Genomic DNA, 24,556 nt, shown 5'->3' with positions numbered 1-24,556 from the left:
AGCGATGAACCAGTACGTCATGCCAAAACTGAATCGCCGCGCCTTTGTGATCGGCACCGCAACCGCCGGCCTCGCGCTCGGCCTCGACCTGCCGTTCGGCGGCCCCGCCGTGGTGCGCGCGGCCGACGGCGCGCCTGAAGTCAATGCGCCTGAAGTCAACGCTTGGGTCGTGATCCGGCCCGACGATACCGTGGTGATCCGCATCGCCCGCTCCGAAATGGGCCAGGGCACGCTGACCGGCCTCGCCCAGCTCGTCGCCGAAGAACTGGAATGCGACTGGTCGAAGGTCACGACCGAATATCCGACGCCCGGCCAGAGCGTCGCCCGCAAGCGCGCCTGGGGCGATTTCTCGACCGGTGGCAGCCGCGGTATCCGGACCTCGCAGGACTATGTCCGCAAGGGCGGCGCCACCGCGCGCGTGATGCTGATCCAGGCGGCGGCCAACGAGTGGAAGGTGCCGGCCTCGGAGTGCAAGGTCTCCAGCGGAGTCATCACCCACACGGCCTCGGGCAAGACAACGACCTACGGCAAGGTCGCGGAAGCCGCGGCCAAGCTCGAGCCGCCGGCCGACGTCAAGCTGAAGGACCCGAAGGACTGGACCATCGCCGGCAAGGGCCTGAAGCGGCTCGACACATCAGACAAGACCACCGGCAAGATGGTCTACGGCATCGACGTCAAGCTGCCCGGCATGCTGAACGCCGCGATCAAGGACTGCCCGGTGTTCGGCGGCAAGGTGAAGAGCTTTGACGAGGCCAAGATCGCTGGCATGAAGGGCGTCAAGAAGGTGGTGCAGGTCGGCGACAGCGCCGTTGCCGTGGTCGCCGACACCTGGTGGCACGCCAAGACTGCGCTGGATGCGCTGCCGATCGTCTGGGACGAAGGCCCCAACGCCAAGGTCTCCAGCGAGACGATCGCGACATGGCTCGCCGAGGGTCTCGACAATGCGCAGCCGGCCTATGTCGGCAACCAGAACGGCGACGCCAAGGCGGCGATCGCTGCTGCTGCCAAGAAGGTCGAGGCGGTCTACAGCTATCCTTACCAGAACCACGCCACGATGGAGCCGATGAACGCCACCGTGCTCTACACGCCTGACAAATGCGAGGTGTGGTGCGGCACGCAGAATGGCGAGGCGGCCTTCGCGGCGGCGCTCGAGGCCTCCGGCCTGCCGGCGGAGAAGGTCGACGTGCACAAGCTGATGCTCGGCGGCGGCTTCGGCCGGCGCGGCATGACCGACTATGTGCGGCAGGCCGTGGCGATCGCCAAGCAGATGCCGGGCACGCCGATCAAGCTGCTGTGGTCGCGCGAAGAGGACATGCAGCACGGCAAGTATCACCCGATCACCCAGTGCAAGCTGACCGGCGCGTTCGATGCCGACAACAACCTGGTCGCGCTGCACTACCGGCTGTCGGGCCAATCCATCCTGTTCTCGGTGCGCCCTGAAGCATTACAGAACGGCATGGACCCCGCCGCGTTCCAGGGCGTCGCGCAAGCCGGCGAGGCCGCGATCGGCTATTCGGTGCCGAACCTGCTGGTCGAGCATTCGATGCGCAACCCGCACGTTCCGCCGGGCTTCTGGCGCGGCGTCAACGTCAACCACAACGCGATCTACATGGAATGCTTCATGGACGAACTGGCGCTGGCTGTCGGCCAGGACCCGCTCGAATTCCGCCGCAAGTTGATGGGCAAGCACCCCAAGCATCTCGCCGTGCTCAACGCCGTGGCCGAGAAGATCGGCTGGGGCACGCCGGCGCCGCAGGGCGTCTATCGCGGCATCGCGCAGGTGATGGGCTATGGCAGCTATGTTGCCGGCGCCGCCGAGATCTCGGTGACCGACGGCAGCAAGATCAAGGTGCATCGCATCGTCGCCTCCACCGACCCCGGCTATGTCGTCAATCCGGCGCAGGTGGAACGGCAGATCGCGGGCTCCTTCGTCTACGGCCTCAGCGCGCTGTTCTACGGCGGCTGCACCGTGAAGGACGGCCGCATCGAGCAGACCAATTTCGACACCTACAACTCGATGCGCATCAACGAAATGCCGAAGGTGGAAGCGGTGATGGTGCCGAGCGGCGGATTCTGGGGCGGCGTCGGCGAGCCGACCATCGGCGTCGCGGCGCCGGCGGTGCTCAACGCCTATTTCGCGGCGACGGGAAAGCGCATCCGCAGCTTCCCGCTGCGCAACCAGAACATCAGCTTCGCCTGATCAAACCGGAAGCGGCGGCCCGACCGGCCGCTGCTTCCATCTTTCGGATTCTCGTGCATGGCCGTCACGCGTCATCAGACGCGCAGGGATGTGATCCGTGGCGCTGCTGCCGTCGCAGCGGCCGCACTGGCGCGTCCGGCGCTGGCGCAGGCTGCGCCGCGCATCGCGGTGATCGGCGGCGGCTTCGGCGGCGCGGCCTGCGCGCGGGCGCTGCGGCGGCTCGAGACGAAGCTTCAGGTCACGCTGATCGAGCCGAACAGGACTTTCACCGCCTGCCCGTTCAGCAACGAGGTGATCGCGGGTCTGCGCGAGCTTGCCGCACAGCAATTCACCTATGACAAGGTTGCGGCCGACGGCATCACGGTCGCCGCGCAGGCGGCGACGAAGGTCGATGCCCAGGCGCGCAGCATCGCGCTCGCTGACGGCACGACGCTGTCCTATGACCGGCTGGTGCTGGCCCCCGGCATCGACCTGCGCTTCGACGCCCTCTCCGGCTATGACGAGGCGGCGGCCGAGAAGATGCCGCATGCCTGGAAGGCCGGCGAGCAAACCATGCTGCTGCGCAGGCAGCTTGAAGCCATGGACGATGGCGGCCTCGTCGTGATCGCGGTGCCGGCTGCGCCGCTGCGCTGTCCGCCCGCGCCTTACGAGCGCGCCAGCCTGATCGCGCATTATCTGAAGGCGAACAAGCCGCGCTCGAAGATCCTGGTGCTCGACGCCAAGGACAATTACTCGCAGCAGAAGCTGTTCGAGAAAGCGTGGTCAGAGCTCTATCCCGGCATGATCGAACGGATCGCGCTGTCGCAGGGCGGACGGGTGACGTCGGTCGATCCGGCGACCAACGAGATCGTCACCGACTTCGGCAACTACACCGCCGCGGTGGCCAATGTGATCCCGCCGCAAAGGGCCGGCCGCATTGCTGACATCGCCGGAGCCGCCGACCATACCGGCTGGTGCCCGATCGATCCCGTTACCTTTGCATCAAAGCTCGTGCCCAACATCCACGTCATCGGTGATGCCGCGATCGCCGGCGGCATTCCGAAATCCGCCTCCGCCGCGGCAGCGCAAGGCCGCGCCTGCGCGGCCGCGATCGTCAACTCACTTGCGGGCAAGGCGCCGGAGACGCCGCGGCTCGATGGCGCCTGCTACAACACGGTCGCTCCCGGCTACGCCTTCTCGCTGAAGGGCATCTATCAGCCCAAGGAAGATCAGTACGCCGAAGCCGAGGTCACCACGAGCCCGGTCGACGCGCCGCGGGAAATGCGCCAGCGAGAAGCTGACCAAGCGCTCGACTGGTTCAAGAGGATCACGGGAGAGGCCTTTGGCTAGGTTCGCCCTCACGACGCTCCTCGCCGCGGGACTGTTCGCGGCCTGCTGGCCCGCCGGCGCCGAAGAGCTACGGCCCTACACCGTCGCGGGCGATGCGATTCCAGCCTCGCTGACGGGAACCAAAGGCGATGTCGCGCGCGGCCGTGCGCTGATCGTCGAGCGTTCCTCCACTTGCATCCTCTGTCACAGCGGCCCATTTCCCGAGCAGGCGTTCCAGGGCGACCTCGCGCCGAACCTCGCCGGCAGCGGCAGCCGCTGGTCGGAAGGAGAATTGCGACTCCGCCTGGTCGATGCGTCGCATCTCAATGCAATGACGATCATGCCGTCCTACTATCGCGTCGATGGGCTCGCGCGTGTCGGCACCTCATGGCGCGGCAAGCCGATCCTGTCGGCGGAGCAGATCGAGGATCTCGTGGCTTACTTGACGACACTGCGGAACTAGGACCAAGCGATGGCGATTTCCGACTCCACCACACGCCGAACGTTTCTGAGCCTTACTGGCGGTGCCGCCGCGCTGGTGATCGTGCGCCCCGTGGACGCGACGCCGGCGATGCTGTCGGCTGCGATCCGCAATGTCATCGGCGAGGCCAATGTCCACACCGGCAAGGTCAAGCTCGAGATCCCGCCGCTGGTCGAGAACGGCAACACGGTGCCGATGACGGTCAGCGTCACCAGCCCAATGACGGCGGACGAGTATGTGAAGAGCATCCATGTCTTCAACGAGAAGAACCCGCAGCCGAACATCGGCAATTTATATCTCGGGCCGCGCGCCGGACGCGCCCAGGTGTCGACCCGCATCCGCCTCGCCGACAGCCAGAAGATCACCGCCATCGCGCGGCTGTCCGACGACACGTTCTGGTCGGCAACCGCCGACGTCGTGGTGACGCTCGCCGCCTGCACCGAGGAGGCGATCTGATGCCGTCGGCCCTGATCAATGTCCCCGCCAAGGCCAAGCGCGGCAGCGTCATCGAGATCAAGACGCTGATGTCGCACATCATGGAGACCGGCTATCGCCACACCGCCTCGGGCAGCGTGGTGCCGCGCGACATCATCACGAGCTTCACTTGCCGCTTCAACGGCGAGGAAGTGTTCCGCGCCGATCTTTATCCAGCGATCGCGGCCAATCCGTTCATCACCTTCTTCACCACGGTGACCGAGAGCGGCAAGTTCGAATTCGAGTGGATCGGCGACAAGGGATTTTCGGAGACCGCGCAGGCTTCGATCACGGTCGAATGAGGATTGCGGTCTGCATCGCGCTGCTGACGGCGATGGCGGGCGCCGCGCTCGCCGACGGGATCCCGCAAGGCGAACGCCGCTCCGGCTACAGCTTCATGAGCGCCGACAGCAAGGCGATGCAGGACGAGAACACCGCCAATCCCGGCATGCTGTCCGTGCTCGACGGCGAGGCGCTGTGGACGCGCAAGGCCGGCAGCGCAAACAAGGCCTGCGCCGACTGCCACAACGACGCCCGCGTCAGCATGAAGGGCGTCGCCGCGCGCTACCCGGCCTTCGACAAGGCGTTGGGCAAGCCGGTCGACCTCGAGGGACGGATCAACCTCTGCCGGACCAACCACCAGCAGGTCTCGCCCTTCGCCTATGAAAGCCGCGAGCTGCTGGCGGTGACCGCCTATGTCGCACGGCAATCGCGCGGCATGCCGATTACGGCCGGCGACGATCCGGAACTCGCGCCGTTCGTCGAACAGGGCCACGCGCTGTTCATGCAGCGGCAGGGCCAGCTCAATCTCGGCTGCACCAACTGCCACGATGATAACTGGGACAAGAAGCTCGCGGGCAGCGCGATCACGCAAGGCCAGCCGACCGGCTATCCGCTGTACCGGCTGGAATGGCAGGCGCTGGGATCGCTGCAGCGACGGCTGCGCGCCTGCATCACCGGCATCCGCGCGCAGGCTTACGATTATGGTTCGCCCGAGCTGGTCGAGCTCGAGCTCTATCTGATGACGCGGGCGCGCGGCATGCCGGTCGAGACACCGGCGGTCAGGCCCTAGCGCCAACCCTCATGGTGAGGAGCGCGAAAGCGCGTCTCGAACCATGAGGCCCCAGTCGGGCCTCGCCCTTCGAGACGCTTGCTGCGCAAGCTCCTCAGGGTGAGGAGATGGAGTTACTGCGTAGCGGTCAGCGCTCAGCGAACGCCTTCTCGACCACGAATTGCGCGGGCTCGCCGTGATTGCCCTCGACGAAGCCGCGGCCGTTCAGCAGCGTGCGGGTGTCGGCGACCAGCGCGGGCGAGCCGCAGATCATGACGCGGTCATGCGCGGCATCGAGCGCCGGCAGGCCGATGTCGTTGAACAGCTTGCCCGAGGTGATGAGGTCGGTGATGCGGCCGCGGTTGCGGAACGGATCGCGCGTCACGGTCGGGTAGTAGATCAGCTGGTCGCGCACCAATTCGCCGATCAATTCGTCCTGCGGCAGCTTCTCGGTGATCATCTCGCCATAGGCGAGCTCCTTGACGCGGCGGCAGCCGTGCAGCAGCACGACCTTCTCGAACCGGTCGTAGGTCTCGGGATCCTTGATCACGCTGAGGAACGGCGCAAGCCCGGTGCCGGTGCCGACCAGATAGAGGTTGCGACCATCCTCGAGGTTGTCGATGACAAGCGTGCCGGTCGCCTTGCGGCTGACGATGATCTCGTCGCCTTCCTTCAGGTGCTGGAGGCGCGAGGTCAGCGGGCCGTCCGGAACCTTGATCGAGAAGAACTCCAGCGTGTCCTCGTAATTCGCGCTGGCGACGCTGTAGGCCCGCAGCAGCGGCTTCTCGCCGACCTTGAGCCCGATCATGGTGAACTCGCCGTTGCGGAAGCGGAACGACGGATTGCGCGTGGTTTTGAAGGAGAACAGCGTGTCGGTCCAGTGATGAACGCTGAGGACGCTTTCCTGGTTGAAATTGCTCATCGTCAGTTTCCTTGACGCGCGGGCCGGATTGGCGGCAAAATCATTTGTACACGATCGTTCGTATGCAAATGAATAATCCAGCTTGATCCGGCCGTCAAGCCACGGGCACAATGGCCGGCGAAGGCATTGAACCAAAAGGAAAAACCATGGCGCACGATGCACCCCAGGCGACCGGTCCGGGCAAGCTGGTGATCCGCAATATCGGGCTGTTGCTGTCGGGGGCCCTGGAGAAGCCGATCCTGGATGCCGATACCATCGTCGCCGAGAACGGCAAGATCACCGCGATCGGCCGCCTCAAGGACGTCGACACCGAAGGCGCCACCACGACAGTCGATGCCAACGGCACGACGGTCGCGCCCGGCCTGATCGACAGCCACGTTCACCCGGTCGCCGGCGACTGGACGCCGCGGCAGAACCAGATCAACTGGATCGACAGCTATCTGCATGGCGGCGTCACCACCATGATCTCCGCCGGCGAGGTGCACATGCCCGGGCGTCCACGCGACGTCGTCGGGTTGAAGGCGATGGCGATCTTCGCGCAACGCGCGTTCTGGACGCTGCGTCCGGGCGGCGTGAAGGTGCATGCCGGCGCGCCCGTGATCGAATGCGAGATGGTGGAGGACGATTTCAAGGAAATGGCCGCCGCCGGCGTCAAGCTGCTCGGCGAGGTCGGGCTCGGCGGCGTCAAGGATGGACCGACCGCGCGCAAGATGGTCGGCTGGGCGCGCAAATACGGCATTCAAAGCACGATCCACACCGGCGGCCCATCGATCCCGGGCTCCGGCCTGATCGACAAGGACGTGGTGCTGGAAGCCGACACCGACGTGGTCGGTCATATCAATGGCGGCCACACCGCCCTGCCCGACGACCAGATCCGCTGCATCTGCGAGGGCTGCAAGCGCGGGCTCGAGCTGGTGCACAACGGCAATGAGCGCTCGGCGCTGTTCACGCTGCGCACCGCGCGCGAGATGGGCGACTTGCACCGCGTCATCCTCGGCACCGACGCGCCCGCCGGCTCCGGCGTGCAGCCGCTCGGCATCTTGCGGATGGTCTCGCTGCTGTCCTCGCTCGGCGAACTCCCGGCCGAGCTGGCGTTCTGCCTTGCGACCGGCAACACCGCGCGGATGCGCGAGCTCGATTGCGGCTTGATCGAGGTCGGCCGCTCGGCCGATTTCGTGCTGATGGACAAGGCGCAGCATTCCCCGGGCAAGAACATTCTGGACAGCGTTCAGCTCGGCGATCTCCCGGGCATCGGCATGACCATCATCGACGGCATCGTCCGCACCCAGCGCAGCCGCAACACGCCGCCCGCGGGCAAGGTGCCGGAGATCGTGGCGAAGTGAGCGCTGTACGTGATCCGTCATCCTGAGGTGCGAGCTCTTGCGAGCCTCGAAGGATGAACGGCCCGTGGCAGACAGCCGGGCCGTCGACCCTTCGAGACGGTCGCTTCGCGACCTCCTCAGGGTGACGGTGACGGCAGCGTAGTTCTCCCCATGCGTCGTCCCGGCGAAAGCCGGGACCCATAACCACAGGGTTGGATTGCTGAAGAATGCTGTGGCCCCAGCGTCGCGTAACCATGACCTTCGGTGGTTATGGGTCCCGGCCTTCGCCGGGACGACACTGAATATTTGGTGCCGCTCTCAGTTATGCATTTCAACATTCTCTCAGGATGACAGTGACGGACTAGGCGATCGGACGGACTAGGCACCGCGCGGCTTTGCCGCGCCGACGCCGTCAACGAACCTTGTTTTCACATGTCACCGTTGAGGTGTAGTCTCAGCGGAAGCGAACCTTGGCCGGCAGCACTCGCAAGAGGCATCTCGAACCGGATTTAAATTCCCGCTGCTGCATGCCGCCGCGCCGTGTTGATCCACATCACACAACCAGGAGGCAGCCGATGACGATGAGGCCAGATCCTACGTTCCACGCGTCGCCGAAGCTCGCGATGGAAGCGCCGGCCGAGAGCTTTGCCTACACCGTGCTGCTCAGTCCGGATTTTTCAAAGCCGGACGCACTCGCGGTGATCGACGTCAAGCCCGGCTCGCCGACCTACAGCAAGGTCGTCCATACGGTGACGATGCCCAACAAGGGCGACGAGTTCCACCATTTCGGCTGGAACGCCTGCTCGTCGGCGTTGTCCCCGCTGGCCGGACACGCCTTCCTCGAGCGGCGCTATCTCATCATCCCCGGCATGCGATCGTCCCGGATCTATATCGTCGACACCAAGCCGGACCCGACGCAAGCGAAGATCCACAAGATCATCGAGCCCGAGGAAATCTTCAAGAAGACCGGCTACTCGCGGCCACATACGATCCATTGCGGGCCGGAAGGCATCTATGTCAGCACGCTCGGCGGGAGCGGCAAGGACGGCACCGATGGGCCGCCCGGCATCTTCATCATGGACTGCGAGACATTCGAGGTGCTCGGCCGGTGGGAGATCGATCGTGGTCCGCAGACCAAGCATTATGACTTCTGGTGGAACCTGCCGCGCGACTACATGGTGAGCAGCGAGTGGGCCTTGCCGCCGCAGTTCGAGAACGGCATCGTGCCGGAAGACCTGCTGTCGAACAAATACGGCCACCGGCTGCATTTCTGGGACCTGCGCGCCCGACGCAATGTCCAGACCATCGACCTCGGCGCCAACCATCAAATGGCGCTGGAGGTGCGTCCGGCGCACGATCCGGTTCGCGAACACGGCTTCGTCGGCGTCGTGGTCGACACCACGAACCTCGAGGGTTCGATCTGGACCTGGTGGCGCGAGGGCGGCAAGTTTCACATCGAGAAGACGGTGACGATCCCGCCCGAGCCTGCATCGAAAGACCAGCTGCCGCCGCTGCTGCAGGGTTTCGGCGCCGTACCTCCGCTGGTGACCGACATCGACTTGTCGATGGATGACAAGTTTCTCTACGTCGCCTGCTGGGGCACTGGCGAGATGCGCCAATACGATGTCAGCGATCCGCGCAAGCCGAAGCTCGCCGGATCGGTCCGCATCGGCGGCATCGTTCATCGCGCGCCACACCCGAACGGACAGGCTTTTGCCGGCGGGCCGCAGATGGTCGAGATCAGCCGCGACGGCAAGCGGGTGTACTGGACCAATTCGCTCTACTCGACCTGGGACAACCAGTTCTATCCGCAAGGCATTCCCGGCGCCGAGGTGATGGCGAATGCAAGCCCGGGCGGCGGCCTCGAACTGGCGAAGGACTACTGGGTCAGCTTCCCCGACGGCTACCGGGCGCACCAGATCCGGCTCGATGGCGGTGACTGCTCCACCGACTCCTTCTGCTATCCGTCGGTCTAGAGCGTTTTCGAGCGAAGTGGGTACCGGTTCGCGTGAAGAAAACGCGTCAAAACAAGAACCCAGAGACCGTTCCGATTCGATCGGAACCGGAAAGGGCCTTGACGTGAGTCCGGCCGACTGGACTCCGGCCTGGCTGTGGCTGGCGGTCATCGCGAGTGGCCTCTACCACGGGATCAACCCGGGCATGGGCTGGCCGCTCGCCGTTTCTGCGGGATTGATGCAGCGAAGTTCGCGCGCGCTGCTCGCCGCGCTTGGCCCGCTCGCGATCGGTCATCTGCTGGCGATGCTGCTGGTGATCCTTCCGTTCGCGCTGCTGATCACCCTCGTCGAATGGCAGCGCACGATCCGGATCGGCGCCAGCCTGCTCGTCATCCTGTTCGGTGTCTATCGACTGATCGACCGGCGCCATCCGCGGGCCCTGGCGCGGATACCGCCGACGCAACTCGCTTTGTGGTCGTTCGCGGTGGCGATCGCCCATGGCGCGGCGCTGATGCTGGTGCCGATCTATCTGGGGCTGTGCCGCGAGGCTGAAGCCGACCAGGGCCATGCGGCCGCCAACAGCCTGATCGACACCAGCCTCACGATGGCCGTGCTGGTTTCCGTCGTCCATGCCGGCGCGATGATCGCCGCCGGCGGATGCCTGGCGTGGCTGGTCTACCGTTACCTCGGGCTCAAATTCGTGTCCCGGAGCTGGTTCAACCTGGACACGGTTTGGGCGCTCAGCTTGGTGCTGGTGGGTGTCGTTGCGCTGGTGCTTGGCCTGGAATCGTAGTGCGGACACGACACGCTGCCCAATCGGCAAGGTTGCGGAGGTCGTGACGACGTGAGGCACGATAGATAACCCGTCATCCTGAGGTGCACGCGCAAGCGTGCCTCGAAGGGTGAACGGCCCGGCGAGATCTGCGCGGCGAGAGCCGGGCCGTCGACCCTTCGAGACGCGCTTCGCGCTCCTCAGGGTGACGGTGATAGATTGTGTCACCGCAACTTGCCGAGCAGCGCGATCAGCGTCTCGCGCTCCTTGGCGTCCAGCGGCGCCAGCGTCTCGCGGGAGATCACCAGCGCATTTGGCGCTGCCTTGTCGGCCATCTGCTGGCCGGCGCGCGTGAGACTTACCAGCAGGCGGCGGCCATCATCAGGATCGGGCGCGGTCTCGGTCAGACCGCGCGCGGTCAGGCGATCGATCACGCCCTTGATGGTCGCAACGTCCATCGAAGTCAGCCGCCCGAGCTGGTTCTGCGAGCAGGCGCCGACCTCCGACAGCTTCGACAGCGCCGCCCACTGCGTCGGCGTCAAATTGATGCCGATCTCGCGGGCGAAGATCACGGCGTGGCGCTGCGACACCTGGCGCAGGATGAAGCCGATCTGCTCGTCAAGCACGTATCCCGGCTTGGTCGCCTTCCCGTTTCGCTTCGGTGCTGCACTCCTCGCCATCGTCCACCCCGCCCTTACAGCGACAGATGCGCGTCGCGGATATCCGGACGCGCATCGAGTTCCGCCATGGTGCCGCCGAAACATATCCGGCCGCGCTCGATGATGTAGGCGCGATCCGAGATCAATCGTGCGAAATGCAGATTCTGCTCGGAGACGACGATGCTGACGCCCTCTTTCTTCATCGCCAGGATCGCATCGACCATCTGCTCGACGATTTTCGGCGACAGCCCCTCCGAGGGCTCATCGAGCAGCACCAGCGACGGATTGCCCATCAGCGTGCGCGCGATCGTCAGCATCTGCTGCTCGCCGCCGCTCATGCGCCCGCCGGGCCGGCCGCGCATCTCGCCGAGGTTCGGGAACAGCTTGAACAGTTTTTCGCGGTCCCATTGCGGCGCGCCTGCCCGCTTCGGCTGGCGGCCGACCTCGAGATTCTCCTCGACCGTCAAATCCGTGAAGATGCGCCGCTCCTCCGGGACATAGCCGAGCCCGCCGCGCACGATCGCATGCGTCGGCAGATCGGAGACGTCCCTGCCCTCGAACATGACGCGGCCGGAGCGGTTCTCGACCAGGCCGACGATGGAGCGGAACGTGGTCGATTTGCCGGCACCGTTGCGTCCGAGCAAGGCGACCACTTCGCCCTCGCCGACCTCGAGCGCGATGTCGAACAGGATGTGCGCCGGGCCGTAGAAGCTGTTGAGATCCTTCACCGTCAGCTTCATGCCGATGCTCCCTCGCGGTGCCGCGCATCGTAGACGAGGCCTTCGCCGAGATAGATCGCGCGCACCTGGGCATTGCCACGGACTTCCCCGGGCGAGCCTTCGGCGATCAGGCTGCCGCGGTTCAGCACCAGGATGCGGTCGGCATGCTCGAACACCACGTCCATGTCGTGCTCGGTGAACAGCACGCCGATCGACTGCTCGCGCGCGATCCGCGCCGTCAGCCGCATCAGCTCGACACGCTCGCGCGGCGCCATGCCGGCGGTCGGCTCGTCCATCAAGAGCAGCTTTGGCTGGTTGGCGAGCGCGATCGCAAGCTCGAGCCGCTTGACGTCGCCATAGGCGAGCTCGCCGCAGGGCCGCTCCGCATAGGCGCCCATGCCGACCAGATCGAGCAGCCGTCCGGCCTCGTCGCGAGCGTGACGCGCGGTCGAGGCCCACAGGTTGAACAATTGCCCGCCATGCGACACCAGCGCGACCTGCACGTTTTCGCGCACCGTCATGGTGGGGAAGGTCGCGGCGATCTGGAAGGTGCGGCCGACGCCCATGCGCCAGATCACGCGCGGCTTCCTGCCGGTGGTCTCCGCACCCAGCACGCGGATGCGGCCGCTGTCAGGAATGTTCTGGCCGTTGAGCATGTCGAAGCAGGTGCTTTTCCCTGCGCCGTTCGGCCCGATCAGCGCCAAAATCTCGCCGCCGCGCAGCTCGAAGGAGACGCCGCGCACGGCATGCACGCCGCCATAGGATTTGGTCAGCCCCTCAACCGACAGCAATGTAGGAACCATGCTCATTCGGCGCTCTCGATGCGGGAGGTCAGCAAGGGCGATACCGACGACGAGGATTTGCGCCGGCGATGCATGAAGGCTTCCAGCGTGCCGACGATGCCCTTCGGGAACGCGACCACGATCAGCACGACGAAGCCGCCGAGCACGAGTTTTGACCAATCGGTCTGGCTGACCAGCCAGATGTTAAGCGCCTTGTAGACGATGGCGCCGACCACCGCGCCCGACACCGTCTCGACGCCGCCGAGCAGCACCATGACCAGCGCATCGACCGACAGCGAGATGCCCATATTGTCGGGGAACACGCTGCCCTTGAGATAGGCGAACAGCGCGCCGGCAAGGCCGGCGACCGTACCCGCGATCACGAAGGCGGTCCACTGGATGCGCTTGCCGTCGATGCCGATGGCTTCGCTGCGCAGCGGCGAATCGCGCGTCGCGCGCAGCGCGAAGCCGAACGGCGAGAACACGATGATGCGGAGGATCACGACCGCGAGCGCGGCGATGCCGAGCGACAGCCAGTAGAAATGCGACGGGCTCGCCGCCCATTTTTCCGGCCAGACCCCGAGGATGCCGTTGTCGCCGCCGGTGACCGACACCCACTGGAACGCGATCGACCAGACGATCTGGGCAAAGGCCAGCGTCAGCATCGCGAAATAGACCCCGGAGAGCTGCACCGCGAAGAAGCCGAATACGGCGGCGCCGAGCAGCCCGAGCAGCGGGCCGAGCAGCAGGCAGGCAATCATCGGCAAGCCCGCCATCTTGGCGAGCAGCGCCACGCCATAGGCGCCGAGGCCGAAATAGGCGGCGTGGCCGAACGAGGCGAGCCCGCCGACCGACATCAGGAAGTGCAGGCTCACCGCAAAGATCACGAAGATCGCGATCTCCGAGCCGACCGTGAGCACGTAATTTCCGGCGACGAACGGCAGCGCGGCGGCGAGGACGAGCGCGGCAATCGCGGCGAACCGCTCGTTCATCGTCAGCGGCCGCCACGGATTAACGGTGAGACCCGGCGTGCGCCGTGCCGGCGCCTCCGGCTTGCCGAATAGCCCCCACGGCCGGACGATCAGCACCACCGCCATCACCAGGAACACCAGGATGATGGAGATCTTCGGGAAGATCAGGATGCCGAAGGCGTTGAGCTCGGACACCAGCACCGCCGCGACGAAGGCACCGATGATGCTGCCGAGGCCGCCGATCACGACCACGACGAAGACCTCGACTATGACGCGCAGATCCATCGCGTGGTTGACCGCATCGCGCGGAATCTGCAGCGCGCCGCCGAGCGCGGCGAGGAAGACGCCGAGCGCAAACACGCTGGTGAACAGCCATTTCTGATTGACGCCGAGCGCCGCGACCATGTCGCGGTCCTGCGTCGCCGCGCGCACCAGCACGCCCCAGCGGGTGCGCTGGAACAACAGCCAGAGCACGCCGAGCACGACCGGCCCGAGCACGATCAGGAACAGATCATAGCTCGGAATATTCTGGCCGAAGAAATCGATCGCGCCCTTGAAGCCGGGCGCGCGGCGGCCGACCAGATCGTCCGGGCCCCAGATCAGCACCACGAGATCCTCGACCATCAGCGTCAGGCCGAAGGTGGCGAGCAACTGGAACAGCTCCGGCGAATGATAGATCCGGCGCAGCAGTACCATCTCGACCAGCACGCCGATCGCAGCAACCGCCAGCGCCGCGACGACGATGCTGCCCCAGAAGCCGAGCGCGCCCGAGAAGCGCTCGGTCAGCGTGAAGGCGACATAGGCGCCCAGCATGTAGAACGCGCCATGCGCGAAATTCACGATCCGCGTCACGCCGAAGATGATCGACAGACCCGAAGCGACCAGGAACAGCGACGCCGCGCTGGCAAGACCGGTCAGGAACTGGACGACATAGAAGGCCATGGGCGGTCCGCTTCAACGTGAACTTGCATCAGGGCCTCATCCTTCGAGACGGCGCTCCGCGCCTCCTCAGGATGAGGAGCGAGACCCTCATGGTGAGGAGCGCGGCAACGCCGCGCGTCTCGAACCACGAGGCCCCGCTATATTCGCAACCTCAATCCTTCGGCCGCAGCTTCTCGATCTCGGCATCGCTGGGCAGATAGTCCGCCCCCTTGCGATAGGCGGTGTCGACCATGATGCCCTTGCCGTCCTTCAGCGCGGTCTTGCCGGTGAAGGCGCCGAGCGTCGACTGGTGATCGATCTTGCGGAAGGTGATTTCGCCGAACGGCGACGGCATCGAGATGCCTTCCGCCGCCGCGATCAGCTTCTCCGGATCGCTCGAGCCGGCCTTGGCAAGGATCGCCGCCGCCGCCTTGATGGTCTGGTAGCCGACGATCGAGCCGAGCCGCGGATAGTCGTTGTACTTGCCCTGGTAGGCCTTCAGGAATGCGTCATGCTCAGGCGTCTTGATCGCGTACCAGGGATAGCCGGTGACGATCCAGCCTTCCGGCGTCTCGTCCTTGAGCGGATCGAGATATTCCGGCTCGCCGGTCAGGAAGCTCACCACGGTGCGGCCCTTGAACAGGCCGCGCGTGTTGCCTTCGCGCACGAGCTTGACGAGGTCGGCGCCGAAGGTGACGTTGAGGATCGCTTCCGGGTTCGCCGCGGCAACCGCCTGCACCACCGGGCCGGCGTCGATCTTGCCCTGCGGCGGCCACTGCTCGTCGACCCACTGGATGTCGGGCCGCTTCGCCGACATCAGCTTCTTGAACACCGCGACCGCTGACTGGCCGTATTCATAGTTCGGCGCGATCGTCGCCCAGCGTTTTGCGGGTAGTTTCGCCGCCTCCTCCACCAGCATCGCGGCCTGCATGTAGTTGGAGGGACGCAGGCGGAATGTATAGCGATTGCCCTTCGACCACGTGATCGCATCGGTCAAAGGTTCGGCCGCGAGGAAGAACACCTTCTTCTGGTTGGCGAAGTCGGAGACGGCAAGGCCGATATTGGAGAGGAACGTGCCGGTGAGCATCGCGACGTTCTCGCTCGACACCAGCTCGTTCGCCGCGGTCTGCGCATCCGCCGGCTTGCCGCCGTCGTCCTTGGAAATGACCACGAGCTTCTTGCCGCCGATGCCGCCGGCCGCGTTGATCTCTTCCACCGCGAGCTGCCAGCCCTTGCGATAGGGCTCGGTGAACGCCGGCAGCAGCGAGTAACTGTTGATCTCGCCGATCTTGATTTCGCTCTGCGCCATGGCCTGCGTCGTCATGGCGCTCGTTGCCATGGTCGCAACCGCGATCGCCAATCCCGCCCCTACGAAATAACCACGCATCCCGTCCTCCAGTTTTTCTTCAAAGAGATTATCGCAATCCGTCTTCGCCCTTGATCTCGCCGACCGTCAGCCCGCCGACGCGCGGCAGCGGTCGCCCGCTGTCGGTTACCGCGACCGCGACCATGATCTCGTTGGCCCGCGGCGCGTCGTTGATCTGCACCTCCATGCCGTCGAAATGGCTGCGCACGAAAGCCGCGTCCTTGTGCCCGAGCGGAATATCCAGCGTGGTGCCGGGGCCCGAGCGCTTCTTCGACGACGGGATCAGCGCCGCGCCCTTCGACAGCACCTTGCGCACCGGCGCCCCCATCTTCGGATGCAGGATCGCCGCCGCATGCTCGAGCTCGCCATTTTCACCGACCGCGGCGGCCTTGCCGTAGCTGTGCGCCTTGGCGCCGTCGATGCCGAGCGCGGCGACGGCCCGTTTCGAGAGCAGTTCGCCGAGTTCCTCGCCAATCGCGATCAGCGGCGACAGATCCTCGACATAGCGGCCGGCAAAGGGGTTCTCGATCACGGCGATCACGGCGGCCCGCCTCGTCGGCGGTGCGATGGTCTTGCCCATCTCCAGATGGGTCTCCTCGACCACGGTGACGATCTTGCGAATGACGGCGCTCATCTTGCCTCGCTCCCGGTCATGCCCGCAGCATATGTTCTATCGTTTGTCCCTGAAACGCGTGCGACGCCGGCGCCCCAATCCCAGTTGCGCCGACAATTCGCGTTTCGCCCAGTAGACGCAATGCCGCGCCCTCGATCAATCCCGACGTCAGGAGGTCGCGCGCCCGCACAGCCCCCGCCTCGAGCGCCTGATCGATCTCGTGTTCCGAGAGCCGCCCGACATCGCGGGTCACCAGCCGCGCGCCGAGGTCGCTGTCGGGCTGCAATTCGCTCGCCGGACAGCGCAGGATCGCGGGATGATCAGGCAGATCGACCGCATTGGCGATCACCGTCGCCGCGGCGTCGGCCTGCGACGCCGTTCGCGCCAGCACGGTGACGGCATCGGCAATGCCGAGCGAGAAACTGCGGCCATGGCGGCCGCTGGTCGCGATGCCGCGGACCGGCGTGTCGGCATCGACCGTCATGGTGCGCATCACGCCGTGACGGTCGGGCCGATCTATCAGGCCGACCGTGAATTGTTCGCCGTCGCCGAGATACAGGGCAATGTCGCCGCCATTGTTGACATAGGCGCGATCGAGCGGCCCCGCCTCAAGCATCGCGCCGAGGATTTCCTCGGCGACCGAGCCCGCGACCGCCGCCATCGGCGTGATGAAGCAATCGGCGGCAAACGGCGCGACCGCTGCATGCATGCGCCGCGCGACCACGCCTCTCAACATGCAACGGTGCGGATCGGCTGCACTGCGCAGCTCGGTGAGTTCCGCGCATAGCTCGTCGAGCAAACCGGTGAAGCGCTCGGCCGCCGCTCGATAGGCGGCGCTGACGTCGTCGTCCCTGCCCTTCGCCTCGATGACCAGATCAATCGGACCGTCCTGCAAATGCAGCCGCTTGCCGTCAGGAAGAAGCGCGATTTGCGGAAGCCTAGTCATGCGCGCCGCCCGGGCATCGGCCGGACCTCAGCGCTGTCCCGCAGTGACGACAGCGGCCGGACATAGTCCATGTGACCGCCCAGCGCCGCATAATCGGTCATGCGCATCGTGAATTCAATCGGCGCCACCAGTGCCGGGGTCGGCACATAGCCGAAGGCACCGGCCGGCATCTGCGTGACATCGACCATGTAGGTGATGCCCCCGCCGGGCCAGACATAGACCGGCGCGCCGCCGCTGGTCACCCGCGTCAGCGCGTCCTTCACCGAGCGCGTCAGCCGCACCGGATTGTCGGTGACGCCGGCGCGCAGCGATCCGCCCGCGCCGCCCATGAACAGCACGGTGCACAGCGCCGGCTCGCAATTCTCCTGAATGCGCTCGACCGAGAACTTGAGGTCCGCGGGCATCTCGGTCTCGACCGGCTTCAACGCCTCGTCGAGCACATAATAAGAAGCATGTTCGCCGGTGGTCGAGACCATCAGCATGGTGAGCCCGGGCCGTGCCTCCTTCGCATTGAAGGGACCGAGGATCGACAGCGGATCGGAGATGTTGGTGCCGCCCCATCCGGTGCCGGGATCGGCGACCTGGAAATAGCGGCCGGGCGTCGAGCGCCGCCCCTTCATCTTGATGCCGGTGTCGGCGATGTCGAGCAGCTTGCCGGCTTGGTGTTCGCTGAGCACGCCGGTGATGTGGTCGTCGACCACCACGACCTCATCGACCTTGCCGTGCCATTGCTTGGCGAACATGCCGATCGTCGCCGAGCCGCAGCCGACCCGCATGCGCTCTTCTGCCACACCGTTGACGATCGGCGGCCTGCCGGCCTGCACCACGACGGTGGCGCCGCCGTCGATGGTCAGCTCCACCGCCTTGCAGTTGGAGAGGTCCATCAGCGTGTCGCAGGTGACGCGGCCCTCCTTCTTGGAGCCGCCGGTCAGATGATGCACCCCGCCGAGCGAGAGCATCTGCGAGCCATATTCGCTGGTCGTGACATGGCCGACCGCCTCGCCGTCCGCGCGCACGGTCGCGGTTTCCGGGCCGAGATAGCGGTCGGTGTCGATCTTCACCTTGACGCCGCAATACGAGAAAATGCCTTCGGTCACCACGGTGACCATGTCGACGCCGTCGACCTCCGACGACACGATGAAGGGCGCCGGCTTGTAGTCCGGATAGGTGGTTCCGGCGCCGATCGCCGTGACGAACAGTTCGGGCTGGCGGACGATCTTGCCGTCCCAGTCGCCGCTCACCTGGAACGGAACCAGCTTGCCGCCATGCGACACGGTGCGCTCCAGCACGACGTGCGGATCGACGCGCACCAGCGTGCCGTCATGGTTGGCATAGCGGTCGCAGGCGCCGGCCGCGCCCGGCTTGATGTAACACATCACCGGACAGGCATCGCAGCGGATCTTGTCGCCGGCGGCGACGGTCATTGTGTCAGCCATCGTGACCAAGCCTGGACTTGTGGCGGCGGTGGATCATACTGCGCTTCCGCCTCCCATGCATATCGTTCGTATACGAATGATCCTGCGCGCGAGCCCGGGACCTGTCAAGCGGCCTTTGCAATCAAACCCTGCCCTTCGCTTGCGCACCCTGTTCATAAAGCGGGCACGCGCTGCAGCGCGGCATGCCGCCGCTTGCACGTTTGTATACAAACGTTATCCTCGTCGGCGATCTGACGCTGACGTTGCAGCGCAAACATCAAGGGAGAACCTGGGCAATGCGCCTGACCGTGAACGGCAGGAATCACGATGTCGACGCCGCTCCCGACACCGCATTGCTTTACGTGCTGCGCAACGACCTCGAATTGAACGGACCGAAATATGGCTGCGGGCTCGGCGAGTGTGGCGCCTGCGCGGTGCTGATCGACGGCATCGCCGCGCGCGCCTGTCTGATTCCGATCGAGGGCTGCGCCGGCCGCAACATCGTCACGCTCGAAGGCCTCGGCAGCCGCGAGCATCCCGATCCGGTGCAGGATGCCTTCATTCACGAACAGGCCGCGCAGTGCGGCTATTGCCTCAACGGCATGATCATCACCACCAAGGCATTGCTGACGCGCAATCCAAATCCGTCCGAGCATGAGGTGCTGGAGGCGCTGCGCTACAATCTCTGCCGTTGCGGCGCGCACATCGAGATCATCCGCGCGGCGATGCGCGCGGCCGGCCACGCGCTCGAGGCGCGCGATTGATGGTCGACGCACGGCCTCCCGAGCAACGCCAGCGCGGCTCGCTGTCGGTCGTCCGCCCTGCGGTGCTGGGCGCGGAAGGCGCGTTGGAGACCTTCATCACCATCACTGCCGACGGCACGGTCAATGCCTATAACGGCCATGTCGATCTCGGCACCGGCATCCGCACCGCGCTCGGACAGATCGTTGCCGAGGAGCTCGACGTCTCCCTTGCCCGCGTCGTCGTGATCCTCGGCGACACCGCCGTGGTGCCGAACCAGGGCCCGACCATCGCAAGCGAGACCATCCAGATCACCGCCGTTCCCCTGCGCAAGGCCGCCGCGCAAGCGCGGCATTTTTTGCTCGCGCGCGCGGCCGAACGACTGGAGCTAGCTGTCGACGAGCTAACGATCGAGGACGGGCTGATCCGCGGCCACGACAACCGCAGCGTCACCTATGGCGAGCTGATCGCGGACGAGATCATCCGGCTCGATCTTGCCGATGAGGTTCCGGTCAAGGCCGTGAGCGCCTATTCGGTGGTCGGCAAGTCCGTGCCGCGCGTCGATCTGCCGGCGAAGGCCACCGGCGAGCTCGTCTATGTCCACGATGTGCGCGTGCCCGGCATGCTGCACGGCCGCGTGGTCCGCCCGCCTTACGCCGGCGTCGATGCCGGCCCGTTCGTCGGCACCAGCCTGATCGCGGTCGACGAGGCTTCGGTGCGCGATATTCCAGGCCTCGTCGCGGTGGTGCGGATCGGCGATTTCGTCGGCGTCGTTGCCGAGCGCGAGGAGAATGCGATCAAGGCTGCCGCGCAGCTCACCGTGAGCTGGAAGCCGGGGCCAGTGCTGACCGATCTTGCCGACGTCGAGCAGGCGCTGCGCGCCAATCCCTCGACGCCGCGCCAGCTGATCGACAAGGGCGACGTCGACGCCGCGCTCAAGGCGGCTGCCAAGCCGATGCAGCGGACCTATCTCTGGCCCTACCAGATGCACGGCTCGATCGGCCCGTCATGCGCGGTTGCCGATTACAGCGAGGGCGCGATCCGGGTCTGGTCCGGCACGCAGAACCCGCACATCCTGCGCGGCGACCTCGCACTGCTGATCCAGCGGCCCGAGTCCGAGATCGACGTGATCCGGATGGAGGCGGCCGGCTGCTACGGTCGCAACTGTGCCGACGATGTCTCCGCCGATGCGCTGCTGCTGTCGCGTGCGGTCGGTCGCCCGGTGCGCGTGCAGCTGACCCGCGAGCAGGAACATGCCTGGGAGCCGAAGGGCACCGCGCAGCTGATGGATGTCAATGGCGGGCTCAACGCCGACGGCAGCGTCGCCGGTTACGATTTCGCGACACGTTATCCCTCGAACGGTGCGCCGACGCTGGCGCTGCTGCTCACCGGGCGGATCGCGCCTGAAGCCGCGGTGTTCGAGATGGGCGACCGCACCGCGATCCCGCCCTACGACTACGAGAACATGCGCGTGGTCGCCAACGACATGCCGCCGATCGTGCGCGCGTCCTGGTTTCGCGGCGTCTCGGCGCTGCCGAACACCTTTGCGCATGAATCCTACATCGACGAGCTTGCGGCCGAGGCCGGGGTCGATCCGATCGAATACCGGTTGCGCTATCTCAGGGACGAGCGCGCGATCGATCTCGTCAATGCGGTCGCCGAGCGCGCCGGCTGGACGCCGCGCCCGGTGTGGAAAGAGCCCGAGGCGGACGGCGACATCGTCCGCGGTCGCGGCTTTGCCTATGCGCTCTACGTGCACAGCAAGTTTCCCGGTTACGGCGCGGCATGGTCGGCCTGGATCGCCGATGTCGTCGTCAACAAGGCGACCGGCGATGTCAGCGTGACGCGCGTCGTCGCCGGCCAGGATTCCGGATTGATGATCAATCCGGAAGGCGTGCGGCACCAGATCGAAGGCAATGTGATCCAGTCGACCAGCCGCGCGCTGATGGAGGAAGTGTCCTTCGAGCGCGGCGCGGTGACGGCGAGGGAATGGGGTGCCTACCCCATCATCAAGTTTCCTGAGCTGCCCAAGATCGATGTGCTGATGCTGCCGCGGCAGGATCAACCGCCGCTCGGGGTCGGCGAGTCCGCCTCGGTGCCGAGTGCCGCCGCGATCGCCAACGCGATCTACGACGCGACCGGCGTCCGTTTCCGCGAATTGCCGTTCACGCCGGAACGCATCCTGAAGGGATTGCGCGGCGAGCAGCCGGTCGCGCCCGCCCCGCTCCCGCCGCCCGCGCAAACCGCTGACCGCAACCGATGGCAGAATCCCTTTGCAAAGCGCGGCGGGATCCTTGCCGGCATTGCAGCGATGTGTGCAGCCGCGATCGGCATCGGCGCGGCCGTGCTGCCGTGGCGCGCGATCGCGCCGATCGCCCGGCCCGACGCTTCGGTGTATTCCGCCGCGACGATCGCGCGCGGCAAGGAGCTTGCAGCGCTCGGCGCCTGCGCCGTCTGCCACACGTCGGAGCATGGCGTTCCGAACGCCGGCGGTCGGCCGCTCGAGACGCCGTTCGGCACCATCTTCACGACCAACATCACGCCCGACGTCGACACCGGCATCGGCGCCTGGTCCTATCCCGCGTTCGAGCGCGCGATGCGCGAGGGCATCCATCGCGACGGACGCCATCTCTATCCCGCGTTCCCGTACACGCACTTCGCCAGGACCAGTGATGCCGACCTGCAGGCGCTCTATGCCTATCTGATGGCGCAGGCGCCGGTGCGCGCCGAAACGCCGGCCAACGCGCTCGCCTTTCCGTTCAACCTGCGGCCGCTGCTCGCGGGGTGGAATGCGCTGTTCCATCAGGCGCAGGCATTCCAGCCCGATCCATCGAAGTCAGCGATATGGAATCGCGGCGCCTATCTGATCGAAGGGCTCGGCCATTGCAGCGCCTGTCACTCGCCGCGCAATGCGCTCGGCGCCGAGCGGCAAGCGGCCTATCTCGCCGGGGGCTTCGCCGAGGGCTGGGAGGCGCCGGCGCTGACGTCGCTGTCGAAGGCGCCGATTCCCTGGAGCGAGGACGAGCTCTACGCCTATCTGCGCACCGGCGAGTCCCGCCTGCACGGCGTCGCCGCGGGGCCGATGGCGCCGGTCGTGCAGGAGCTCGCCGCGCTGCCCGACCAGGACATCCGCGCGATGGCCATCTATCTCGCCTCGTTCAACGTGACCGCTGATCGGCCGGCCCACGACGCCATGGCAGCCAAGCTCGAAGCCGGCACCGTTGTGACCACGGCAGCCTCGACCGGCGCGCGGATCTATCAAGGCGCCTGCGCGGTCTGCCATGAGGTCGGCGGCCCGCCGCTGTTCGGCAGCCGGCCCTCGCTGGCGCTCAACAGCAATTTGCACAGCGACGCGCCCGACAATCTGATCCAGGTGATCCTGCACGGCATCGCCAAGCCGGCCGTGACCGATCTGGGCTACATGCCGGCCTTCAAGGACAGCATGAGCGACGGCCAGGTCGTCGACCTCGTCACCTTCCTCCGGCGGCAATTTGCCCCTGACAAGCCGGTCTGGACCGATGTCACCGCCACGGTCGGCCGTATGCGGCAGACCATAGCGCGCTGACCTGCCATGTTCCGCCCGATACCCACTGGGCGGGCGGCGCCCGGCAGGCTAAGGTTCCCGCATGACCGTGACAGATATCGCGACCCGGACCTACAACCACGGCTGGCGGCTCGACCCGATCGTGCGCAGCCTGCTGGACACCGATTTCTACAAGCTGTTGATGCAGCAGATGATCCGGGAATGCTATCCGGACACCCGCACGACCTTTTCGGTGATCAACCGCTCGACCCATATCCGGCTCGCCGAGGTCATCGACGAGGCCGAGCTGCGCGCCCAGCTCGACCACGCCCGCACCATCCGCTTCACCAAGAAAGAGCTGATCTGGCTTGCCGGCAACACGTTCTACGGCAAGACCCAGATGTTCTCGCCCGACTTCATCAACTGGCTCTCGAACTTCCGGCTGCCCGAATACGAGCTGCACAAGGTCGACGGCCAGTATGAGCTGCATTTCCACGGGCCGTGGACCCACACCACGATGTGGGAGATTCCGGCGCTCGCGATCCTCAACGAGCTGCGCTCGCGCGCGGCGACCAAGACCTACGGCCGCTTCGCGCTCGACGTGCTCTATGCGCGCGCCAAGGCCAAGCTGTGGGCCAAAGTCGAGCGGTTGCGCAAGCTGGACGGCTTGCGGCTGTCCGATTTCGGCACACGCCGCCGCCATGGCTTCCTCTGGCAGCGCTGGTGCGTCGAGGCAGTGAAGGAAGGCCTCGGCCCCTCCTTCACCGGAACGTCGAACGTGCTGCTCGCGATGGACAACGACCTCGAGGCGATCGGCACCAACGCGCATGAGCTGCCGATGGTCGCCGCCGCGCTCGCCAACGACGACGAGGCGCTGCGCTGGGCGCCCTATCGCATCCTCGACCAGTGGCGCCACACCTATGGCGGCAATCTACTGATCGCGCTGCCCGACGCCTTCGGCACCAAGCCGTTCCTACGCGACGCGCCGGACTGGGTCGCCGACTGGACTGGCTTTCGGCCCGACAGCGCGCCGCCGATCACGGCCGGCGAAGAGATCATCAAGTGGTGGAAGCAGAAGGGCCGCGACCCCAAGGAGAAGCTGCTGGTGTTCTCCGACGCGATGGATGTCGGCTCGATCGAGGAGACATTCCACCATTTCAAGGGACGCGTGCGCGTCAGCTTCGGCTGGGGCACCAACCTCACCAACGATTTCGTCGGCTGCGCGCCGGATGGCACCGCCGAGCTCGACCCGATCTCGATCGTCTGCAAGGTGACGTCGGTCGACGGCCGGCCGGCCGTCAAGCTCTCCGACAATCCGGAGAAGGCGACCGGCATCCCGTCCGAGGTCGAGCGCTATTTGCGCGTGTTCGGCAATGTCGGCCGCGTTCGCACCGCCGTTCACGTATAAATCAACG

Annotated in this window: 21 protein-coding genes; 12 read left to right on the top strand and 9 right to left on the bottom strand. The window is 65.9% G+C overall.

Annotated elements, in window-relative coordinates; all coding sequences use genetic code 11:
• Nucleotides 1–4 precede the first annotated feature (4 nt).
• From ACE10X_RS14010 to soxA, 6 genes are read left to right on the top strand one after another with little or no spacing between them, the layout of a single operon-like run.
• Nucleotides 5–2,200 (top strand): xanthine dehydrogenase family protein molybdopterin-binding subunit, encoded by a 2,196-nt coding sequence (locus tag ACE10X_RS14010; RefSeq protein WP_038383927.1) that lies wholly within the window; start codon nucleotides 5–7, stop codon nucleotides 2,198–2,200.
• 57 nt (nucleotides 2,201–2,257) lie between these two features.
• The gene (locus ACE10X_RS14005) at nucleotides 2,258–3,529 is read left to right on the top strand and encodes an NAD(P)/FAD-dependent oxidoreductase (protein WP_038383928.1); all 1,272 of its coding nucleotides are present in this window, start codon (nucleotides 2,258–2,260) and stop codon (nucleotides 3,527–3,529) included.
• Nucleotides 3,522–3,971 (top strand): sulfur oxidation c-type cytochrome SoxX, encoded by a 450-nt coding sequence (gene soxX / locus ACE10X_RS14000; RefSeq protein ID WP_304556550.1) that lies wholly within the window; start codon nucleotides 3,522–3,524, stop codon nucleotides 3,969–3,971. The genes ACE10X_RS14005 and soxX overlap by 8 nt, the downstream gene beginning before the upstream one ends.
• A 9-nt stretch (nucleotides 3,972–3,980) precedes the next feature.
• Nucleotides 3,981–4,445, top strand: a complete 465-nt coding sequence (locus ACE10X_RS13995) for a SoxY-related AACIE arm protein (RefSeq protein WP_038383935.1) — start codon at nucleotides 3,981–3,983, stop codon at nucleotides 4,443–4,445.
• Nucleotides 4,445–4,765, top strand: a complete 321-nt coding sequence (gene soxZ, locus ACE10X_RS13990) for a thiosulfate oxidation carrier complex protein SoxZ (protein WP_038383936.1) — start codon at nucleotides 4,445–4,447, stop codon at nucleotides 4,763–4,765. Before ACE10X_RS13995 ends, soxZ begins: the two co-directional genes overlap by 1 nt.
• A complete protein-coding gene (soxA, locus tag ACE10X_RS13985) occupies nucleotides 4,762–5,535 on the top strand; it encodes a sulfur oxidation c-type cytochrome SoxA (RefSeq protein ID WP_375764271.1) in 774 nt (257 codons plus the stop codon). Before soxZ ends, soxA begins: the two co-directional genes overlap by 4 nt.
• Before the next feature lie 127 nt (nucleotides 5,536–5,662).
• Here soxA and ACE10X_RS13980 read toward each other — a convergent pair whose 3' ends face one another.
• Nucleotides 5,663–6,436 (bottom strand): ferredoxin--NADP reductase, encoded by a 774-nt coding sequence (locus ACE10X_RS13980; RefSeq protein ID WP_038383961.1) that lies wholly within the window; start codon nucleotides 6,434–6,436, stop codon nucleotides 5,663–5,665.
• 146 nt (nucleotides 6,437–6,582) lie between these two features.
• Here ACE10X_RS13980 and ACE10X_RS13975 point away from each other — a divergent pair, with 146 nt between their 5' ends.
• From ACE10X_RS13975 to ACE10X_RS13965, 3 genes are all read left to right on the top strand, one after another.
• Entirely contained in the window at nucleotides 6,583–7,779 is a 1,197-nt protein-coding gene (locus tag ACE10X_RS13975) for an amidohydrolase family protein (protein ID WP_038383962.1), read from the top strand.
• 554 nt (nucleotides 7,780–8,333) lie between these two features.
• Complete coding sequence (locus ACE10X_RS13970; protein WP_038383938.1) at nucleotides 8,334–9,734, top strand: selenium-binding protein SBP56-related protein; 1,401 nt, start codon at nucleotides 8,334–8,336, stop codon at nucleotides 9,732–9,734.
• Between the two features lie 103 nt (nucleotides 9,735–9,837).
• On the top strand, nucleotides 9,838–10,506 hold the full coding sequence (locus tag ACE10X_RS13965) for a hypothetical protein (protein ID WP_038383939.1): 669 nt from the start codon (nucleotides 9,838–9,840) through the stop codon (nucleotides 10,504–10,506).
• A 203-nt stretch (nucleotides 10,507–10,709) separates the two neighbouring features.
• Here the strand turns inward: ACE10X_RS13965 and ACE10X_RS13960 are convergent, their stop codons facing one another.
• From ACE10X_RS13960 to ACE10X_RS13925, 8 genes are all read right to left on the bottom strand, one after another.
• The gene (locus ACE10X_RS13960; protein WP_038383940.1) at nucleotides 10,710–11,165 is read right to left on the bottom strand and encodes a MarR family winged helix-turn-helix transcriptional regulator; all 456 of its coding nucleotides are present in this window, start codon (nucleotides 11,163–11,165) and stop codon (nucleotides 10,710–10,712) included.
• A 14-nt stretch (nucleotides 11,166–11,179) separates the two neighbouring features.
• Nucleotides 11,180–11,884, bottom strand: coding sequence for an ABC transporter ATP-binding protein (locus ACE10X_RS13955; protein ID WP_038383941.1), 705 nt, complete (start codon nucleotides 11,882–11,884; stop codon nucleotides 11,180–11,182).
• Nucleotides 11,881–12,672 carry an ABC transporter ATP-binding protein gene (locus tag ACE10X_RS13950; RefSeq protein WP_038383942.1) on the bottom strand — a complete coding sequence of 264 codons (792 nt, stop codon included), beginning with the start codon at nucleotides 12,670–12,672 and terminating at the stop codon, nucleotides 11,881–11,883. Before ACE10X_RS13950 ends, ACE10X_RS13955 begins: the two co-directional genes overlap by 4 nt.
• A complete protein-coding gene (locus ACE10X_RS13945) occupies nucleotides 12,669–14,558 on the bottom strand; it encodes an ABC transporter permease (RefSeq protein ID WP_038383943.1) in 1,890 nt (629 codons plus the stop codon). The genes ACE10X_RS13950 and ACE10X_RS13945 overlap by 4 nt, the downstream gene beginning before the upstream one ends.
• A gap of 151 nt (nucleotides 14,559–14,709) precedes the next feature.
• Nucleotides 14,710–15,924 carry an ABC transporter substrate-binding protein gene (locus ACE10X_RS13940; RefSeq protein WP_038383944.1) on the bottom strand — a complete coding sequence of 405 codons (1,215 nt, stop codon included), beginning with the start codon at nucleotides 15,922–15,924 and terminating at the stop codon, nucleotides 14,710–14,712.
• 28 nt (nucleotides 15,925–15,952) lie between these two features.
• A complete protein-coding gene (locus ACE10X_RS13935) occupies nucleotides 15,953–16,537 on the bottom strand; it encodes an amino acid synthesis family protein (protein WP_038383945.1) in 585 nt (194 codons plus the stop codon).
• Nucleotides 16,538–16,553: 16 nt separating this feature from the next.
• Nucleotides 16,554–17,462, bottom strand: a complete 909-nt coding sequence (locus ACE10X_RS13930) for a UPF0280 family protein (protein WP_051002912.1) — start codon at nucleotides 17,460–17,462, stop codon at nucleotides 16,554–16,556.
• Complete coding sequence (locus ACE10X_RS13925; RefSeq protein WP_038383946.1) at nucleotides 17,459–18,898, bottom strand: hypothetical protein; 1,440 nt, start codon at nucleotides 18,896–18,898, stop codon at nucleotides 17,459–17,461. Before ACE10X_RS13925 ends, ACE10X_RS13930 begins: the two co-directional genes overlap by 4 nt.
• A 275-nt stretch (nucleotides 18,899–19,173) precedes the next feature.
• On the opposite strand from ACE10X_RS13925, the gene ACE10X_RS13920 reads away from it, so the two are divergent.
• From ACE10X_RS13920 to pncB, 3 genes are all read left to right on the top strand, one after another.
• Nucleotides 19,174–19,641, top strand: a complete 468-nt coding sequence (locus tag ACE10X_RS13920) for a (2Fe-2S)-binding protein (RefSeq protein WP_038383947.1) — start codon at nucleotides 19,174–19,176, stop codon at nucleotides 19,639–19,641.
• Nucleotides 19,641–23,183, top strand: coding sequence for a molybdopterin cofactor-binding domain-containing protein (locus ACE10X_RS13915; RefSeq protein WP_375764270.1), 3,543 nt, complete (start codon nucleotides 19,641–19,643; stop codon nucleotides 23,181–23,183). Before ACE10X_RS13920 ends, ACE10X_RS13915 begins: the two co-directional genes overlap by 1 nt.
• A 61-nt stretch (nucleotides 23,184–23,244) precedes the next feature.
• Nucleotides 23,245–24,549: a nicotinate phosphoribosyltransferase gene (gene pncB / locus ACE10X_RS13910; protein ID WP_028343682.1), complete on the top strand. Its 1,305-nt coding sequence runs from the start codon at nucleotides 23,245–23,247 to the stop codon at nucleotides 24,547–24,549.
• Nucleotides 24,550–24,556 lie beyond the last annotated feature (7 nt).

This window comes from Bradyrhizobium sp. Pha-3 (genome assembly GCF_042258325.1).
GTDB classification, from domain to species: Bacteria; Pseudomonadota; Alphaproteobacteria; order Rhizobiales; family Xanthobacteraceae; genus Bradyrhizobium; species Bradyrhizobium elkanii.
Note: the sequence above shows the minus strand (reverse complement) of the source record. Positions and strands in the feature narration are given on the sequence as shown.